Below are 17,141 nucleotides of genomic sequence, written 5' to 3' on the forward strand. Positions count from 1 at the left end.
AATTGCGCCTTGCAGCGCTACTATTTCTTTTCCGGCTCGTCCGGCCGCTTATCGGCCGACCTGATGCCGGCTTCCGTAACCATTCCCGCTGAACGCAGGACATTGAGCACACCGGCACCGAAGCCAAGCAGCAGAAACACGATCAAGCCCCAAGGCGACGTGCCCGCCAGCCGATCGATGATCCAACCCAGACCGACACCCACCGCGATCCCGGCGATGAACTCGCTGGACAGCTTGAGTGCCTGGCCGTAGCCGGTCACACCGTTCGACTCTGTACCGTTCTTCCCCTCGTGGCTTGCCGGGCGTCTTGTCGCAAGTGTTGCTTCAAGCTTGAGCCGGCGGCGCTCGAGTTCATCGTCGCGGCGGTCGTTTTCGTCTCGATTTTCAGGCCGGTCGTTTCCAGTATCGCCCGGCCCTGATGGCTTGGCCATTGCAAACTCCCGCCCGGTCCGAGCGCATCCGTTCGTCCGCTTCAAAGTCGCCGGCAACATAGTTAGAGGGTGGGTGCCCGTCAAGCCACGCGGACACCCTTCTAACTAAGTATTTTAGCTAGCAAATTCAGTGAGTTGGCGAAGTGCGACATCCTGCCCACGCCTTCAGTCGGCGATCACCTGCCGAATCCGCGCGCAATCGGGGACTCGCTTGACCCAGGGAGCCGGGTCTCGGGCTCGATCAGCTCCAGCCGCCGCCATAGGTGCGATAAAAGATGTGGAGGCCGATCTTGGTCATCTTCTTCATCCCGCGCGCCCAGCCCGGGTTGACGTAGTTGGCGTAATAATGGGTCGACGAGCCGACTTCCGGGATGAAGATCTTGCCGGCGGTCACCGCCATAGCGACATCCTGAGCGGTCTTGTAATGCGATGGGCTGGTGACGCGGTCCTTGATGCCGTCGCAAGCGAACGAGAACTGGCAGCGGTTGAACCAGCCGTCGTTCTGGTAGACGACGCCGCAGATGCTGTCGGGATAGGCCGGGTTGCGCACGCGGTTCAAGATGACCTGGGCGACAGCCGCCTGGCCGCGCAGCGATTCGCCGCGCGCTTCAAAATAGATGCCAGTGGCGAGGCATGTCTGCTCGGCCTTCGAAAACACACTGGCCGGCAACGGGCTTTCCAGCCACCAGTGGTCGCCCTTGCCCATCGGCGGGATGAAGCGGCCATTGGCTTGATCGTCGCCCCCCAACAGGGCCTCGAACGGCGAGGCCTTAGCGTAGTCGGGCTCCGCCGGCGCATAGGCGGTGGCGAGCACGTCGGCATTGTCGTTGGTGACCAGGGACGCCAGCATCGCCGGCACGCCAGGCGAAACGCGCGCCTTGGTTTCCTTGACGTGGAAAGCCGCTGCGATCTGGACTTCCTTGCCCTTGATTTCGGGCTTGGCGAAGGTCAGCTTGAGGCCGCTGTCGAGAGCCGGTTGAAGCAATGAACTGGTGCGCTCGAAAACCGAACCGGCGGTGAAATTCTTCGGCGGATTGACCCGCGAGACGTGGATGATGCGGCCCTTCTTGTCGACGCGCACGACGCGCTCTTCGTCAGGCACATCGGAGGCGCCGAATTTCTTGCCGCGGAACGAGACGGTGCCTACGCCGGCGATCTTGACGCCCGAGCCGGAGATCGGGCCGGTAATGATGCCGTCGACGAAAGGCATTTCGGCGGCATGGACCGAGCCGGCTGCCGACTTTTCGACATAAGAGCTCCAGCGCGTGCTCTGTCCCTCGAGGCCGGAGACGAGGCTGGTCATGTCCTGATAGGCGGCGACGGTGGGAAAGCCGAGCCAGATTCCGAGCCCGACGACGGCGGGCGCCAGGAACGAACGTCTACCCTCGCGGGCAGCAGCAAACCGCCGTTTCACAACTCGTCGATGCACGGGAACTCTCCAGGACGCAACACACCCTACTGGAGAGAAAAATGATGCATTAACCTTGATAGAGCGTTAACGCGCGCCCTTAGAGCGACGCGCGTCCTCTTGGACGCGCAAAAGACGCTCTAACGCCTTGAATTTGCGCGTCGTACTTTCCGAAAATCTGAACTGATTTTCGGGTCGATGCGGCGTTGCTGCAATGTGGCAAGGACCCGCATGATGCGAGCCCTTTGAACTTCTCAGCGTTTTTTCTTGGCGCGTCCGGCAAAGGGATTGTCGGAGGTGCGCAGCGCCATGCGGATCGGCACGCCGGGCATGTCGAAGGCCTCGCGCAGATTGTTGACGAGATAGCGCACGTAAGACTGCGGCATCGCATCGGGGCGCGAGCAGGACAAAACGAAGCCCGGGGGCCGCGTCTTTGCCTGGGTGATGTACTTGATCTTGAGGCGGCGGCCGGCGACGGCGGGCGGCGGATGATGGGCAAGGATGCCTTCGAGCCAGCGGTTGAGCTTGCCGGTCGACACGCGGCTGTTCCAGACCCGGTGGGTCTTCATCACCGCGTCCATCAGCTTGTCCAGACCGCGACCGGTCTCCGCCGACATCGGCACGGCCTGCAGGCCACGCGCCTGCGGCAACAGCCGCTCGGTCTTCTCGCGCAGTTCGGCGAGCGCTTCCTGCGGGTTGTCGATCAGGTCCCACTTGTTGAAGGCGATGACGGGTGCCCTGCCCTCGCGGATGATCAGGTCGGCGATCTGCAGATCCTGCTTTTCAAACGGGATCGTCGCGTCGAGCACGATGATGACGATCTCGGCAAAACGGATGGCGCGCAGGCCGTCCTGCACCGACAGCTTCTCGAGCTTTTCCTGGACCCTGGCCTTGCGGCGCATGCCAGCGGTGTCGAACATCTTGATGTTGCGGCCGTGCCACTCCCAGTCGACCGAAATCGAATCGCGGGTGATACCGGCTTCGGGCCCGGTCAAAAGGCGCTCTTCGCCGAGCAGCGTATTGATCAGCGTCGACTTGCCAGCATTCGGACGGCCAACAACCGCGATCCTGAGCGGCTTGGTCTCGTCATAGGCATGGACATCCTCGGCGTCGGGATCGGCGATATCCTCGCCAATCAGCACGTCGCTTTCGGCGATGTCGTCTGCGTCGTCCTCGTCATCGGCAAAGACACGTTCCCTGCCGAGTGCCTCGACAACGGCGTCGCGCAGGTCTGGCATGCCCTGGCCATGTTCGGCCGAGATCTGCACCGGCTCGCCGATACCGAGTTCCCATGCCTCGAGCGCACCGCCTTCGGCACCGCGCGCCTCGGCCTTGTTGGCGACGAGCACCACCGGCTTGCCTGAGCGGCGAACGATCTCGACGAAGGTGCGGTCGTCAGGGGTCAGGCCAGCCTTGGCGTCGACCATGAAGAAGATGAGATCGGCTTCGTGGATGGCGATCTCGGTCTGCGCCCGCATCCGACCCTGGAGGGTCGCAGCGGCCGCATCCTCGAAACCGGCCGTATCGATGACGTCGAAGACGAGGTCATAGAGCTTGGCCGGATGGACGCGGCGGTCGCGCGTCACGCCCGGCGTGTCGTCGACAAGGGCGATCTTCTTTCCAACCAGGCGGTTGAAAAGCGTGGATTTGCCAACGTTCGGTCGGCCGATTATGGCGATCTTGAAAGCCATCAGACCCGCATCACGACGCGTTGCCGGAACCGCGGATCAGTTCGGCCAGGAGGTTGGAGCGCTGACGCACGTTGCGCGGAGCGCCGTCGTCGGAGGAAATCTGCTCGAAAAGCTTCTGCGCATCCGTGAGCTTGCCGTCCTTCCAGGCTGCAAGGCCAAGTGCTTCGCGAGCCGAATGACGCAGCGGGTTGGTGTCGTTGGTCAGCGTCTCGACGCGGCTCGACACATCGGCATAAGAACCGTGGTCGACCAGAAGCAGAGCTGCGCGCAGGCGCGCGATGTCGCGGAGGACGCTCGGGATCGAGGTGTCGGCGGCCACTTCGTCGAAGCCGGCAATGGCGGCCTTGAAGTCACCCTTGTCAGCCTGGACGGTTGCCGCACGCATGCGAGCCAACAGCGGATAGGCACCGTAGCCGTCCTTTTCCAGTGCGTCGAAAGCGGCGAGCGCCTCGTCGGCCTTTCCGGAATTGGCGAGCGTGAGGGCCTGCGAGAACTGATCGCCGGACTGGTTGGCGCTTTTTTCGTGCCAATATTCCCAAGCGACGAACATGCCTGTGCCGATGACGACCAGCACGGCGACGACGATGGCTGCGGGGCCATAACGATCCCACAGGGCCTTCGCCCGTTCATGGCGAATTTCCTCGTTCACCTCACGAAAGAAACTGTCGTCCGACATACTATCCAACCACCTTCGCCCCTCGGGGCCCGTTCTGAGCCTGCGTTTTAACGGAATTTTGCCGGCATGGAAGGGGGCCGGGTGGAAATTCGGTGGGTGTGGGTTCCCCTCGCCCCGTTTACGGGGAGAGGGTGGCCCGGAGGGCCGGGTGAGGGGCAGCACTAAATATTGCAAGTTCGCGCCGCCCCTCATCCGCCTGCCGGCACCTTCTCCCCGTAAACGGGGCGAAGGAGCCAAGCTTATTCACCGCCACGCCCCGTTTCCGGTCTGGCTATTGCTCATGAAAAGTTCGGGAAGCGGGGCGCGAGGCCGTGCCTTCCGATAATGATTGTATGGCGCGACGTTCGCGCCCCGCTCGGTGTTCTTGCCCCGCTCAGTCGCCTCGGCTTTCACCGCCAGCCGCCGCAAGGCCCGGGCTTGGGGGCTCATCACCCAGCAGGAGATCCGACCTCCTGCCAGCCCGGCACCGACGCTTCCCCCCGCTGCCCGGTGCGCACCGGGGTCCCGTGGAAGATCGCGAGGATGATGATACGGGAGGTTGGAAGGGCGTGGAGAAATGGGGACGGCTATCCACGGTGGTTGCTGACAGATGGTGACAGCTGGATGTCGCCTTATGAGGCCAATCCTACAGGTCGCGATCCTTCGCACCCCCCTCTGGTCCTGAGCTTGTCGAAGGGGCCGGCCATCTCCCCCACAAGGAGGGAGATCACGCCGTCATCGGCGCGCCGCAGCTAATCGCCAAAATCGCAAGACTTATCCCTACGATGTTGCAGGACGCGCGCTGCCGGCGACGAGACTAATCTCCCTCCTTGTGGGGGAGATGGCCGGCCCCTTCGACAAGCTCAGGACCAGAGGGGAAGGATCACTACGTTGAAGACGAGCCAAGGCGCTGAAAATGCCAGCAACCGTGGAGAACCATTCCACGCCGAACCTGCCCGCCCCCAAGCGCCGGCAGCCGCATGTCGCATTCCATGCCGAACGCAGACGTGCCACATTTGGCGGCTAACGCCCGACGTCACCAAATCCCCTGAAATTGCGCAGCAGTTACCTGAAAATGTCCAAAGCGTTCCTGAGTGCCCTTTTGTCCGCGTCGCTGGCCGCTTTTCCGGCGATGGCGGGGCCTGCCCCCAAGGTCGAGGACGTCAAGAAGCCGCAGGTGGTGCTGATCTCCTTCGACGGCGCGCACGACCTAGCGCAATGGCAGCGCAGCCGCGAGCTTGCGGCGCGCACCGGAGCTCGCTTCACCTATTTCCTGTCTTGCGTCTTCTTGCTGTCGCGCGAAACGCGCGGCGAATATCTCGCGCCCGGAAAATCGGCAGGCAGGTCGAATGTCGGCTTTGCCTCGGACAAGCAGGAAGTGGTCGACCGGCTTGGCCAGATCAACCTCGCCGCTGCCGAGGGCCACGACATCGCCAGCCACGCCTGCGGCCATTTCGACGGCGGCAAATGGAGCAAGGCGGAGTGGACCAAGGAGTTCGACGCGTTTTCGACTGTCATGCGCGACGCCTACAAGATCAACGGCATTTCGCCCGAGCCAGCCGACTGGGCGCAGATTGCGGCCTCGGTGAAGGGATTTCGCGCGCCCTATCTCTCCGACAGCAAGGGGTTGACGGCAGCGCTGCACGACAAGGGCTTTGCCTATAATGCGAGTGGGGTGTCGCGCGGGCCGGAAGAACCGAAGCTCGACGGCAACATGATGGAGTTTGCCCTGCCGCTGATTCCCGAGGGACCGTCGGAACGGAAGATCATTGCGATGGACTACAATCTGTTCGTTCGCCATTCGGGCGGCATAGACAAACCCGAAGAGGCTGCCAAATACGAGACCCGCGCCTATGACGCGTTCGACGCGGCTTTCGAAAAGCAATATGCGGGCGGGCGCATTCCGCTGCAGATCGGCTTTCACTTCACGCTGATGAATGATGGCGCCTATTGGCGCGCGCTGGAGCGTTTCGCCGGCGAGGTCTGCGTCAAGACCGATGTCGAATGCATCAGCTATGCCGACTATGTGGCGCGGCAGAACGAGGCTGCGCCGGTGCAGACCGGCGGGTGAAGGCGGAGTAGTCCGAACCTCCCTCCCCCTTGTGGGGGGATCGAGGGTGGGGGTAACCCTGCGAGCTAATGGGGCCAAATGACCCCCACCCCTTACCCCTCCCCACAAGGGGGAGGGAGACGTCGGCGGCTACGCTATTCCGATCACGCCACCGGCTGATCTTCCGGCCGCAGGCCAGCCTTTTCACGATCGAGATAGCGCTTGTCGATATCGGGCAGCGGTTCGCCCGAAAGCGTCGCCTCAAAGGCGCGCAGGCGCTTATGCACCGACTGCAATTCGACGATGGTCGACCAGGAATTGAGCAGAAACTGCAGCGATCCCGTAACACGCCCGAAGGCATTCGAAATCTGGTTCATCGGGCCAAGCGTGATCTTGTGTGCGACGATCGACGGCCCGAGGATGATGAAGGAGAATATGTTGTCGGCTTGCAGGTAGGTGTAGCGGACGACGTTGAAGTAGATGTAGTGGGCATAGAGCCGGAAGTAGTTGCGGCGCACATTGTCGAAAAGCTCGCTTGTGGTTGCGGGCTGGGCGCGGTCAGCATGGTCCTCGCCATAAACCAATTCCTTGCGGTAGGCTGCCTCGACACGCTGATTGCGGAACTGCAGACCGGGCAGCTTGATGCCGGCGAGCATGACCGACAGCGTTCCAAGCGCGCACCAACCGATTGCCGCGACAAGGAGCGGGTGTGGAACCGCGCCGATGATCGGCAACTCGGTGATATGCTTTTCCAACTCGATCAAGACCGGCAGGAAGGCGATCAGCGTCATGATCGACGCGACAAAACTCGCCCCCAGATCCTCCATGATCTGAGCGAAACGCATCGTATCCTCCTGGATACGCTGCGAGGCWCCTTCGATGTGGCGAAGCTTGCTCCAGTTTTCCACGAAGTAGCCGTTCATCGCCGTTCGCCAGCGGAATATCCAATGCTGGACGATAAATGCGTTGACGACTGAAACATTCATACCGATCAGCGCCAGCCACGCGAAGCTGGCAGCCCCCTGATAAAACTCGGCATTGGTCGAGTTGGCCGTCCCGGCCATCAGGCCCTGAACGTAGTCGAAGAAGGGTCCGTACCAGTTGTTCACCGCCACGCTGACCTGGACGTTGAAGTAGATCATGAAAAGGATGACGGAGGTGACGAGGATTGACCAGGACTGCCAGGGATGGGGCGAATACCAGTTCCAGAAAGCGTAAAACAGCAGAACGCCGGCCACAAAATAGATGTAGAACCACAAGAAGGGCGGCGACCAGAACACCGAGATGCCGATAATCGGTGGGACGCCTGCAGCCGCGGGCGGCAGGCCGACGGTAGCGCCGAGCTGCGCCCCACCGAAGAACCAGAAAAGAACAAGCGCAAGGCTCCAGAGGGCGGCCGAGGAGAAAAACAGCTTCGGCTGCGGGAAGAAGGATACGAACACGGTCCCGGGTTCCTTTCGGAGACGGCGGCATTGCCAATTGGCCGCATGAAGTCACACTTCGCGACACAAGGGAATCCCCGGCGGCGGCCGGTTGTTGCAATGCGTGCCGGATCGTGGCGATTTTCCGCACCTGAATATTACAGTTTGGTCATTTACAAAATCCGGGGACGAGATGAACCAGTCAGCCTTTGCCGCAGCCGGGCTCTACGCCGCGCTGAACACCTTCATTCTGTTGTGGCTGACGATGGCGACGGCACTGGTCAGGCGAAAGCACATGGTGCTGATCGGTGACGGCGGGATCGAGCATCTCGGCCGCACGATGCGCGGCCATGCCAACGCCATCGAAAACGTGCCTGTGATGCTGATCCTGCTTGGGCTTGCCGCGGCACTGGGCGCGCCGGCGGCGGCTATCCATGTGCTGGGCTTGGTGTTCACTTTCGGCCGCGCCGTCCATGCCTGGCATTTCACCCACCCGCGCGGGCAGCAATGGCAACGGGCGACCGGCTTTGGCCTCAGCATACTGACGCTTGTGGCAGCGGCGCTCGGCGTGCTCGGCCATGCGGTCATGCTGCTTTAGGCGCGGCAGGCTCTCTCACCCAACGCAGGCAAGGAACGGCGAAAACCTGGGTTGAACGGCAGGTCGCCAAGCTCGCGGGCATCCATGCGCTCGATGTCGGGATGAGACAGCGGATCGCGCATCCAGCCAAGAAAGCGTTCGCGCTCGGACTCAGGGCTGGACGGCGGAGCAAACAGCAGAGCATGCAAACTTGAGAAAATCTTCATTTGCCTTCTCCTAAGGCGTTGATCCTCTCATTCAAAAATCGCTACAATCCCCCAGTCTTTCAATCAAGAACTTGGCGGCTGGAGTTTAGAAAATCTTGAATTCCAACCTCAATCGCGTCCACCTCAACGGGCTCCGCGCGGTGGAGAGCGTGGCGCGCGGCGGCTCGCGGGTCAAGGCCGCCGAGGAACTGGGCGTTTCGGTGAGCGCGGTGAGCCAGCAGATCACCCGCACCGAACGCCAGCTCGGTCGCGCGGTTTTTCGGCGCAGCGGCTCGGGGCTGGTGCTGACCAGCTTCGGGACGGAATTCACGCGCCGGCTGACGTCGGGATTCCAAGAGCTTGCACGCGCGGTCGCCCTTGCCGACGAGGCGAGTTCGAAGATGCTGGTGGTGTCAGTGGCACCCGCATTCGCCTCGCGCTTCCTGGTGCCGAGGCTTGCTCGCTTCAACCAGCGCTTTCCCGATTTGAAACTCAGGATCGACGCCTCGACCGGGCTTGTCGATCTCGGCCATTCCGACGTCGACCTGGCGATCCGCATGGGCGACGGCAAATGGCCCGGCGTGCGGGCCCAGCTACTGCTGGCGCAGGAGGTGTTTCCTGTCTGCGCGCCCGCACTTGCGGTGAAGCTGAAGCAGCCGGCCGACATCGCCCAACTTCCCGTCATCGCCGACGAGAGCACGATGATCAGCTGGGAGCGCTGGTTCGAGGCGGCGGGGCTTGCGCCCTCCCCGGTGCTGCCGGCGGGGCCGTCCTTCACCGACCCGATCCTCGGCATCGACGCGGCGATCGCCGGCCAGGGCGTGGCGCTGGCCTGGCAGCTGCTTGCCGCCGATGCGCTCGCCGACGGGCGGCTGGTGGCGCCCTCGGCATCACGGTGGCGAGCGGGCTCGGCTACTATCTGGTGACGCAGGCTGCCGAACGTGCGCCGCGCAAGGTCAGGGATTTCTCAGATTGGTTGAGCGAAGAGATCACAGCGACCATGGCGCGGTTTGGCTCGGCTCAGCCTGGGAAGGCAGCGTCGTAGATCTCGGGCTTGAAGCCGACGATGCGGCGCTCGCCGAGGTCGAGCACGGGACGCTTGATCATCGAAGGCTGGGCGAGCATCAGGGCGATGGCCGTGTTTGCGTCGAGGCCGGCCTTGTCGGCATCGGGCAGCTTCTTGAAGGTGGTGCCGGCGCGGTTGAGCACGGTCTCCCAGCCGAATTCCCCGACCCATTTTTCAAGCCGCTCGCGGTCGATGCCTGAAGCCTTGTAGTCGTGGAACTCGTAAGCGAGACCATGGCCTTCGAGCCAGGTGCGCGCCTTCTTGATCGTGTCGCAGTTCTTGATCCCGTACATGGTCGGACGGTTCTGGGTGATGGGCAAGTTCGCCTCCGCGCGACAGGCCTGCGGTGAGCTCCGACTCGGCCAATTCAGATGCGATTTTCTTCCTATATGATGCCTGTTTTGGCAAGCAGCAGGGCCGAGACGTAAAGGCCGAAACCAAAGACCGTATGCGTTGCCAAGCTGCGCAGCCGCGCGACGTTTGGCCGGGGTGTTTTCGACGCGGCGAAGCCAGCCCCCATGCCAGGCTGCATGATGAAGAACGGGGCTGCGACTGTTGCCACGCCGACGATCAGTGCCGGCAGCAGTGTCGGTTGACGCGCCCAATCGAGGCCCCACATTGAGAGCAGAAAGCCCGCGAAGACGATACCGATGGCATAGTGGGCACTCCAGCCGATGACACCCTCGCCGCGAACGGGCGACGCCTGAGCGATGGCGTCATGCACGAAGCGGCCGCGCGGGAAATGGCCGATCCAGCGGCCGACCATCGCGAAATTGAGCGAAGGGATGCCGAAGCAGCGCTTCAGGAACACGCCCCAGAGGTCCATCACGATCGTTGCGCCGACGCCGATCAAGACCGCGCTTCCAAGGATTTCCAGCACTGCACTTACCTGCTTTCATTGGCGGCCTGTCGAGGATTGCCTGCCGCCCCTGGCGGCTTCGCATCTCCGCGCAGCGCATCATTACATAACTTAATTGATTGATTGATGGAGGAATGCTAGCTTCGTGTCAATGACATCAGCGGAAACCCAGATCTTCGCCGACATCGCCGAACTCGCCCGAACGCTTGGTAACGGCCACCGGCTGATGCTGCTCGAGCACATCGCCCAGGGCGAACGTTCGGTGGAGCGGCTGGCCGAGCTTTGCGGCCTGTCCATCGCCAATGCTTCGCAGCACTTGCAACAGCTCAGGCGCGCCGGTTTCGTGCAGCCCCGACGGGACGGAAAGCATGTGCTGTATCGCCTGGGAAACGGGCCGATCCTGCCCCTGCTCGCAGCGCTCAGGCACCACGCGGAACACAACCGCTCGGAAATCCACCAACTCGTCGCCGACAGTGTTGGCCTGCGCGAAGGGCTGGAAGCGATCTCGTCAGCAGAGCTGCTGGCACGGATGCAGGAAGGCAGCATCACACTGCTCGATGTTCGCTCGCCTGAGGAATTCGCGCTGGGGCATCTGCCCGGCGCGATCAACATCCCTGCCGATGAACTCGAGCGCCGGTTCGCCGAACTTCCGGCGGATCAGGAGATCGTGGCCTATTGCCGAGGCCCCTATTGCATCCTCTCCGTCGACGCCGTTGCGGCCTTGCGCGCGAAAGGTTGGCAAGCAAGCCGCCTGAAGGATGGCTTCCCGGACTGGAAGGCTGCCGGACTGCACGTCGAGACGGCGACGTAGGTCAATCCTATCTCCATGCGGTGCAGCTGAAATCGCGGCCGGCCGCGTCCCATGCTGACCTCGTCCGAAGCGATGGAGCGGCTCTTGCAACATGCGTTCAATCTAATTACATAGGAAGCTAATTATATTCATCCTAAGTGACAGGAAATGCGATGAGCGCCGACGTCCTGAAGAGCGCATTCTTCGATGAACTTCTGAAGGTCAACCGCAAGCTGCGGACGATGTTCGACGCCCGGGTGAAGAAGCGCGGGCTGACTTTGGCGCGCGCCCGGCTGTTGATGCAGATCGCCGAGCGCGAAGGCGACACTCAGGCGGAGCTCGCCGAGCTGATGCATATCGAGCAGCCGTCGCTTGTCGGGCTTCTCGACGGGCTGGAAAAGAAGGGGCTGGTGGTGCGCTGCACCACCGACGACGACCGCCGCGCCAAGCGAATCTTCCTCACGCCCGCCGCCCGGCGCGAAACCGATGGCATGATCGCCTATGTCGAAGAACTGCGCAGCCAGGTCCTGGCGGGCGTCGACGACGCCGATATCGAGAGCGCGACGCGCGTGCTAAGCATTCTAAGCCGCAACATCGGCGAGGCCGCCGAAGACTGAGTGGCGGAGATGCAGCAATCAGCAGATCCAGACGAGGACCGCGACGAGACAGCGGAGCCGCAGTCGGCCGACACCTCTGTACCGGCGCCCGCGCCTGCAACGCCCGCGCCGCCTGCCTTCGTGCCCAAGCCGCCGCTGATGGCAGCGGCCTATATCAGCGCATCCGTCATGCTGAGCCTGGCGCAAGGGCTCGGCATGAACCTCGTTTCCGCAAACATTCCGCAGATCCAGGGCTCGATCGGCGCAACCGTCAATGAGACGACATGGCTGGTCGCCGCCTATATGGCGCCCAACGTGTCGCTGTCGCTCGCCCTGATCAAGATCAGGACGCAATACGGTCTGCGCAATTTCGCCGAGCTCAGCATCCTCGGCTTCGTCATCGCTTGCGTGCTCAATCTGTTCATCAGCGACCTGCAATCGGCGCTGATCGTGCGCTTCATGAGCGGCATCGTCGCGGCCCCGATGTCGTCGCTCGCCTTCCTCTACATGCTGGAATCGTTCCCGCCCGAGAAGAAGCTCAACATCGGGCTGCCGATGGCGCTGACCGCGATCACGCTGAGCGCACCGCTGGCGCGGCTGATCTCCCCTTCCCTGTTCGACCTTGGCGGATTTCATGCCGTGACCATGTTCGAACTCGGCATGGCGATGGTTGCCTTTGCCCTGGTCTATGCCTTGCCACTGGCGCCGCAGCCGCGCGCCAAGGTGATCGAGAAGCTCGATGTGGTGAGTTACCTGCTGATCGCGGTCGGTTTCGGCTCGACGGCGATCGTGCTCGTGCTCGGGCGGCTTTACTGGTGGCTGGAAGCGCCATGGATCGGCATGCTGCTAGCGCTAGCGGTGGTGTGCATCACCATTGCCGCCGTCATCGAACTGAACCGCAAGAACCCGCTGCTCGACATTCGCTGGCTGGCAAGCCCGCCGATCCTGCATTTCACCGGGGTCTTGCTGATGTTCCGGCTTGTACTGTCTGAACAGGCGCTCGGGGCCTCCAGCCTGTTCCAGGCCCTGGGCATGAGCAACGACCAGACGCGCTTCGTCTACGGCGTCATCCTCGTCGCATCCGTCGCCGGCGGCCTGACCTGCGCCATGCTCATGAAGCACGGCAAGGAGGAGCGCATCCATATCGCGGCGCTGATCATGATTGCGGTGGGCGCCTACCTGGACAGCCGCGCCACCAACCTGACGCGGCCGGAACAGGTCTACTACAGCCAGGCGCTGATCGCCTTTGCCGGCGCGCTGATCCTGCCGCCAGCCATGAAGAGCGGACTGATGTCGGCGCTCAAGAAGGGGCCGAACTACATATTGAGCTTCATCATCGTCTTTTTGGCGACGCAGAGCCTAGGCGGCCTACTCGGTTCGGCCGTTTTCACCACCTTCGTCACGATCCGCGAACAATTCCACCACAATGTGCTGATCGAGCGCATCGCGCTGACCGACCCCATCGTGGCGCAACGTGTCGCCCAGCTCGGCGGGGCCTACTCCCGGGTCATCACCGACAAGATCCTGGTGAATGCAGAAGGGCTGGTCTTGCTGTCGCAGCAAGCGACGCGCGAAGCCTATGTGCTCGCCTACAACGACGCCTTCATGCTGATCACGGCAATCGCTCTCGCGCTGCTGTTCTTGCTCTTTGCCCACATCGCCGTCGTCGCCGTCCGCAACCGGATGGCCGCTCCCACACTCCAAGCCACCACGTGAACCGCCATGCTATCGAAAAGTCTCCACCTGCTCCGCTCCGCTAGCACGCTGCTGGCCATCGTGCTTGGCATCGCCGGGCTGACGCTGATCCTCTATGTCTGGCAATTGCCGCCCTTCAAGAGTTCTGTCGAGGTCACCGAGAACGCCTATGTGCGGGGACAGGCGACCATCCTGGCACCACAGCTTTCGGGCTATATCGCCGAAGTGGCGGTGCAGGATTTCCAGGATGTCAAGGCAGGCCAGCTTATGGTCCAGATCGACGACCGCATCTTCGTGCAGAAGCTTGAGCAGGCACGCGCGACGCTGGCCGCGCAGCAGGCCGCATTGGCCAATTCGGAGCAGCAGCGGCACTCGGCCGAAGCGCGGGTCAAGTCGGCCGAGGCGCAAATCGGGTCCGCCAAGGTTGCCTATGACAACGCGCAGTCCAGCTGGGGCCGGATCGAGCCGCTGCTCGAGCGCGGCGTGTCAACGCTGAGCGAGGCCGACAAGGTGCGCACGGCACTCGAACAGGCGCGCGCCGCCAACAGTCAGGCAGAAGCGGCAGCCGAGGTGTCACGCCAGGACCTGCAGTCGACCATCGTCGGGCGCCAGTCGCTTGAGGCTGCCGTCGCAGGCGCCGAGGCTTCCGTGCATCTCGCCGAGATCGACCTCAAGAACACGCGCATTGTCGCACCCGAAGACGGGCGGCTCGGCGAGGTTGGCGCACGCCTTGGCCAATATGTGGCGCCGGGAACGCAGCTGATGGCCCTGGTGCCCAAGCGCACCTGGGTGATGGCCAATTTCAAGGAAACCCAGCTTGCCAACATGGAGGTCGGCCAGCCGGTGACCTTCACCGTCGACGCGCTCGGCCATGCCACGCTGACCGGCCATGTCGAGCGTTTCGCACCGGCGACGGGCTCTGAGTTCAGCGTGCTCAGACCAGACAACGCCACCGGCAACTTCACCAAAGTGGCGCAGCGCCTGCCGGTGCGCATCAGCATCGACCCCGGCCAGGCGCTAGCCGAACAGCTGTCGCCCGGCATGTCGGTGGTGGTCAGCCTCGACACGCGTTCACAGCCAACGGCCGAAGCGGCGGCGCGCTAGACTAAAATCGCGCCAGCCAGGTGAAACGCATAAGCGGACCGGGAGCCAAAGCTACAGTTCAGCCTCATCTTGGAAACAGGCCATCGAGCAGGAAGCCGAGGCCTTTTTGGAAGGCGCCATCCCAATCATCATCCAACAGCAGCCGGGAGCGTTCGATTGTCGGGTGGCTGAGACGTGCAAGGCGCTGCTGTGCAGCGGCCTTGTCGTCGTCCGAGAGGTCGAAGCTCGCCCGGGTGATGGTGGCGCCCATCACAAAGTTCCACAGCGACCATATCGCGGCATTCATATCCGCGTCCGCCACACCGGCCCTGGACAAGATCTTGCTCAGCAGTTCCAGCCGACCGAGAATGCTCGGGCCGAGCGCCCGGCGCGGCAACAGCGATGCCGACCAGGGATGGCGCAGCATGCTGGCGCGCCAGTCTTCGAGCATATGAACGACATCTCCGCGCCAGTCTTGAGACTGAGCGATTTGCGGCGATGCGCGATATTCGAGCACATGGTCGAGCACCAGATCAAAGACATCCTCTTTGTTGTCGACGTGCCAGTATAGGCTCATCACGCCCGAGCCGAGGCGATCGGCCAGCCGACGCATCGTCAACCCGTCGAGACCTTGAGCGTCCAGCAGTTCTACCGCTGTTGCAACGATACGTTCCCGGGAGAGAGGTGGTTCACTGCGCCGCTCCTGCTCGGGCTGAGGTCCTTCACTTGTCCGTTGAGACCGTTTGCTTCGGGCGCCGCTAGGTTTGGCTGCCATTCGTCTTCCTCGCTGGTCGGAACCACGTTTTTGGCAGGCAACGTCAGGAATGTCGATGCGCGGCGATTGACTCGTACACCGTACCATACAATGTATCGCACATTGTGCGAGTCATCGCATGGGCAATGGGGCGAAGTTCGATCATGCCGGCCGCGAGGCAATGTTCCTCGCAGCCCGCGGAGCCCGAGAGAAAATCATGTCACGCGCAATCAAGCATCTGCTTATCGGAGGACTCATCATCATGACCATGGCAGTTCCGACTGCGGCGACAGCTAAAGAAAGTGATCGCAAGCTGACCATCGTCAATCCACCAAACCTCTACGACCCGTCGCCGAACGGCTACAGCACGGCGGTGATCGTGCCCGGCCAAGGCCAGGTGGCCTACATCTCCGGACAGGGCGGCCAAGACAGCACGGGAGGCTTGTCGCCCGACTTCGCTGTCCAGGTTAAGCAGGCCTACGCAAACTTGCGCACCGCCCTCGATGCGCTTGGGACAAGGCCGGATCAGGTCGCCAAGCTCACGGTGTTCGTGGTCGATCACGACATGTCCAAGCTTGGGGTACTGACCCAGAACGTCAAGGAAATGTTCGGCGAAGCGCTGCCGGCACAGACATTGATCCCGGTGCCCAGATTGGCGGTCGACGGCATGCTGTTTGAAGTGGAGGCCGTAGCTGTGCTTGACTAGCGGGTTCTTGGCCCGGTCGCGAGAAAGGCAAAAGAAGCGGGGTCGCGCGGGCGCGCGACCCCGTAGCGTTTGAAGTCTCAGCGCACCGGCGGGGCGTACATCAGGCCGCCGGCGTTCCACAAGGCGTTGATGCCACGGTCGATCTTGAGCTCGCTCGACTGACCAAGGTTGCGCTCGAAGATTTCGCCGTAATTGCCGACTGTCGAAACGACGTTGTAGGCCCAGCGCGGATCGAGCCCGAGCTGCAGGCCGCTGTCGCCTTCAGCACCGAGGAAGCGCTTGATTGCTGGATTGACCGAGGTCAGGCCGGCTTTGGCGTTGTCTTTCTTGATGCCGAGTTCTTCAGCCTCGACGAGCGCAAACAGCGTCCAGCGCACGATGTTGAACCATTTGTCGTCGCCCTGGCGCACGGCAGGTCCAAGCGGCTCCTTGGAGATGATCTCGGGCAGCACGGTGTAGGCGGCCGGATCGGTGAGCTTCAGGCGCTGGGCGTAAAGGGCGGAGGCATCGGTGGTGTAGACATCGCAGCGGCCGCCGTCGAAAGCCTTGATGATACCGTCGGCGGAATCGATGACGACGGGCTCGTATTTCAGCTTGTTGGCGCTGAAATAGTCGGCGACGTTCTGCTCGGTGGTGGTGCCCTGCTCGGCGCAGACGGTGGCGCCGGAAAGCTTGAGCGCGCTGTCGACGCCGAGGTCCTTGCGGATCATGAAGCCCTGGCCGTCATAATAGGCGGTGCCGACGAAGTGGATGCCCAAGCTGGCATCGCGTGACAAGGTCCAGGTGGTCTGACGCGACAGCAGGTCGACGCCGCCCGACTGCAGCGCGGTGAAACGCTCCTTGGTGGAGAGCGGGACGTAGCTCACCTTTTCCGGATCGCCGAGCACGGCAGCCGCCACGGCGCGGCAAAAGTCGATGTCGAAGCCGGACCATTTGCCGGAACCGTCAGGCGCCGAAAAGCCGGTGACGCCCTGGCTGACGCCGCAAGTGACCTTGCCGCGCTCCTTGACGATGTCGAGGGTGTCGGCTGATGCCGGTGCGGCCATTACGGCCGAGCCGAGCAGAAGTGCTGTGATGCACGTATATTTCATGTCTTCCTCCCTTGGTGTTTCGAGGCAAAGCCTAGGCTTGCCGCCGGCGCGTAAACGCCGGA

17 protein-coding genes and 1 pseudogene are annotated in these 17,141 nt (G+C 62.6%); 8 read left to right on the forward strand and 10 right to left on the reverse strand.

From position 1 onward, the window contains the following. Positions 1–20: 20 nt before the first annotated feature. From AC1DWF_RS00645 to AC1DWF_RS00660, 4 genes are all read right to left on the reverse strand, one after another. Positions 21–431 carry an AtpZ/AtpI family protein gene (locus AC1DWF_RS00645; RefSeq protein ID WP_476787530.1) on the reverse strand — a complete coding sequence of 137 codons (411 nt, stop codon included), beginning with the start codon at positions 429–431 and terminating at the stop codon, positions 21–23. 241 nt (positions 432–672) lie between these two features. Continuing rightward, complete coding sequence (locus AC1DWF_RS00650; RefSeq protein ID WP_476786055.1) at positions 673–1,860, reverse strand: cell wall hydrolase; 1,188 nt, start codon at positions 1,858–1,860, stop codon at positions 673–675. 233 nt (positions 1,861–2,093) lie between these two features. Beyond that, entirely contained in the window at positions 2,094–3,530 is a 1,437-nt protein-coding gene (gene der / locus AC1DWF_RS00655; protein ID WP_476786056.1) for a ribosome biogenesis GTPase Der, read from the reverse strand. A gap of 10 nt (positions 3,531–3,540) precedes the next feature. Beyond that, complete coding sequence (locus AC1DWF_RS00660; RefSeq protein ID WP_476786057.1) at positions 3,541–4,206, reverse strand: tetratricopeptide repeat protein; 666 nt, start codon at positions 4,204–4,206, stop codon at positions 3,541–3,543. A gap of 1,054 nt (positions 4,207–5,260) precedes the next feature. Here AC1DWF_RS00660 and AC1DWF_RS00665 point away from each other — a divergent pair. Next, a complete protein-coding gene (locus AC1DWF_RS00665; protein ID WP_476786924.1) occupies positions 5,261–6,256 on the forward strand; it encodes a polysaccharide deacetylase family protein in 996 nt (331 codons plus the stop codon). Positions 6,257–6,399: 143 nt separating this feature from the next. Here the strand turns inward: AC1DWF_RS00665 and sbmA are convergent, their stop codons facing one another. Then, positions 6,400–7,677 carry a peptide antibiotic transporter SbmA gene (gene sbmA, locus AC1DWF_RS00670; RefSeq protein WP_476787736.1) on the reverse strand — a complete coding sequence of 426 codons (1,278 nt, stop codon included), beginning with the start codon at positions 7,675–7,677 and terminating at the stop codon, positions 6,400–6,402. Between the two features lie 172 nt (positions 7,678–7,849). Here sbmA and AC1DWF_RS00675 point away from each other — a divergent pair, with 172 nt between their 5' ends. Beyond that, positions 7,850–8,254, forward strand: a complete 405-nt coding sequence (locus tag AC1DWF_RS00675) for an MAPEG family protein (RefSeq protein ID WP_476785110.1) — start codon at positions 7,850–7,852, stop codon at positions 8,252–8,254. On the opposite strand, the gene AC1DWF_RS00680 is transcribed toward AC1DWF_RS00675, so the two are convergent. After that, positions 8,251–8,460, reverse strand: a complete 210-nt coding sequence (locus tag AC1DWF_RS00680; RefSeq protein WP_476785109.1) for a hypothetical protein — start codon at positions 8,458–8,460, stop codon at positions 8,251–8,253. The two genes, AC1DWF_RS00675 and AC1DWF_RS00680, sit on opposite strands and share 4 nt — an antisense overlap. 95 nt (positions 8,461–8,555) lie before the next feature. Here AC1DWF_RS00680 and AC1DWF_RS00685 point away from each other — a divergent pair. After that, positions 8,556–9,484 (forward strand): annotated as a pseudogene (locus AC1DWF_RS00685) (LysR substrate-binding domain-containing protein). Here AC1DWF_RS00685 and AC1DWF_RS00690 read toward each other — a convergent pair. After that, positions 9,460–9,798: an ArsC family reductase gene (locus AC1DWF_RS00690; protein ID WP_476785114.1), complete on the reverse strand. Its 339-nt coding sequence runs from the start codon at positions 9,796–9,798 to the stop codon at positions 9,460–9,462. The pseudogene AC1DWF_RS00685 and the gene AC1DWF_RS00690 overlap by 25 nt on opposite strands. 92 nt (positions 9,799–9,890) lie before the next feature. Further along, positions 9,891–10,385: a DUF2938 domain-containing protein gene (locus tag AC1DWF_RS00695; protein WP_476785108.1), complete on the reverse strand. Its 495-nt coding sequence runs from the start codon at positions 10,383–10,385 to the stop codon at positions 9,891–9,893. Positions 10,386–10,515: 130 nt separating this feature from the next. On the opposite strand from AC1DWF_RS00695, the gene AC1DWF_RS00700 reads away from it, so the two are divergent. From AC1DWF_RS00700 to AC1DWF_RS00715, 4 genes are all read left to right on the forward strand, one after another. Next, complete coding sequence (locus tag AC1DWF_RS00700; protein WP_476785113.1) at positions 10,516–11,175, forward strand: ArsR/SmtB family transcription factor; 660 nt, start codon at positions 10,516–10,518, stop codon at positions 11,173–11,175. Positions 11,176–11,327: 152 nt separating this feature from the next. Beyond that, positions 11,328–11,771 carry a MarR family winged helix-turn-helix transcriptional regulator gene (locus AC1DWF_RS00705; RefSeq protein ID WP_476785107.1) on the forward strand — a complete coding sequence of 148 codons (444 nt, stop codon included), beginning with the start codon at positions 11,328–11,330 and terminating at the stop codon, positions 11,769–11,771. Between the two features lie 9 nt (positions 11,772–11,780). Beyond that, positions 11,781–13,466 (forward strand): MFS transporter, encoded by a 1,686-nt coding sequence (locus AC1DWF_RS00710; RefSeq protein WP_476841383.1) that lies wholly within the window; start codon positions 11,781–11,783, stop codon positions 13,464–13,466. Positions 13,467–13,472: 6 nt separating this feature from the next. Continuing rightward, positions 13,473–14,549 carry an HlyD family secretion protein gene (locus tag AC1DWF_RS00715; RefSeq protein WP_476784497.1) on the forward strand — a complete coding sequence of 359 codons (1,077 nt, stop codon included), beginning with the start codon at positions 13,473–13,475 and terminating at the stop codon, positions 14,547–14,549. 64 nt (positions 14,550–14,613) lie between these two features. Here AC1DWF_RS00715 and AC1DWF_RS00720 read toward each other — a convergent pair whose 3' ends face one another. After that, entirely contained in the window at positions 14,614–15,303 is a 690-nt protein-coding gene (locus tag AC1DWF_RS00720; protein ID WP_476784496.1) for a TetR/AcrR family transcriptional regulator, read from the reverse strand. A 196-nt stretch (positions 15,304–15,499) separates the two neighbouring features. Between AC1DWF_RS00720 and AC1DWF_RS00725 the strand changes: the two genes are divergently transcribed. Continuing rightward, the gene (locus AC1DWF_RS00725; protein ID WP_476784495.1) at positions 15,500–15,988 is read left to right on the forward strand and encodes a RidA family protein; all 489 of its coding nucleotides are present in this window, start codon (positions 15,500–15,502) and stop codon (positions 15,986–15,988) included. Between the two features lie 77 nt (positions 15,989–16,065). Here the strand turns inward: AC1DWF_RS00725 and AC1DWF_RS00730 are convergent, their stop codons facing one another. Further along, positions 16,066–17,079: an amino acid ABC transporter substrate-binding protein gene (locus tag AC1DWF_RS00730; RefSeq protein WP_476784494.1), complete on the reverse strand. Its 1,014-nt coding sequence runs from the start codon at positions 17,077–17,079 to the stop codon at positions 16,066–16,068. Positions 17,080–17,141: the final 62 nt, after the last annotated feature.

It is taken from the genome of Aminobacter sp. P4_D5 (assembly GCF_056401815.1).

Bases quoted from the DNA above. Each gene is read 5' to 3' on its own strand.
- AC1DWF_RS00645 (WP_476787530.1), bottom strand. From the start codon at position 431: ATGGCCAAGCCATCAGGGCCGGGCGATACTGGAAACGACCGGCCTGAA.
- der (WP_476786056.1), bottom strand. From the start codon at position 3,530: ATGGCTTTCAAGATCGCCATAATCGGCCGACCGAACGTTGGCAAATCC.
- AC1DWF_RS00660 (WP_476786057.1), bottom strand. From the start codon at position 4,206: ATGTCGGACGACAGTTTCTTTCGTGAGGTGAACGAGGAAATTCGCCAT.
- AC1DWF_RS00665 (WP_476786924.1), top strand. From the start codon at position 5,261: ATGTCCAAAGCGTTCCTGAGTGCCCTTTTGTCCGCGTCGCTGGCCGCT.
- AC1DWF_RS00675 (WP_476785110.1), top strand. From the start codon at position 7,850: ATGAACCAGTCAGCCTTTGCCGCAGCCGGGCTCTACGCCGCGCTGAAC.
- AC1DWF_RS00680 (WP_476785109.1), bottom strand. From the start codon at position 8,460: ATGAAGATTTTCTCAAGTTTGCATGCTCTGCTGTTTGCTCCGCCGTCC.
- AC1DWF_RS00690 (WP_476785114.1), bottom strand. From the start codon at position 9,798: ATGTACGGGATCAAGAACTGCGACACGATCAAGAAGGCGCGCACCTGG.
- AC1DWF_RS00700 (WP_476785113.1), top strand. From the start codon at position 10,516: ATGACATCAGCGGAAACCCAGATCTTCGCCGACATCGCCGAACTCGCC.
- AC1DWF_RS00705 (WP_476785107.1), top strand. From the start codon at position 11,328: ATGAGCGCCGACGTCCTGAAGAGCGCATTCTTCGATGAACTTCTGAAG.
- AC1DWF_RS00710 (WP_476841383.1), top strand. From the start codon at position 11,781: ATGCAGCAATCAGCAGATCCAGACGAGGACCGCGACGAGACAGCGGAG.
- AC1DWF_RS00715 (WP_476784497.1), top strand. From the start codon at position 13,473: ATGCTATCGAAAAGTCTCCACCTGCTCCGCTCCGCTAGCACGCTGCTG.
- AC1DWF_RS00720 (WP_476784496.1), bottom strand. From the start codon at position 15,303: ATGGCAGCCAAACCTAGCGGCGCCCGAAGCAAACGGTCTCAACGGACA.
- AC1DWF_RS00725 (WP_476784495.1), top strand. From the start codon at position 15,500: ATGTCACGCGCAATCAAGCATCTGCTTATCGGAGGACTCATCATCATG.
- AC1DWF_RS00730 (WP_476784494.1), bottom strand. From the start codon at position 17,079: ATGAAATATACGTGCATCACAGCACTTCTGCTCGGCTCGGCCGTAATG.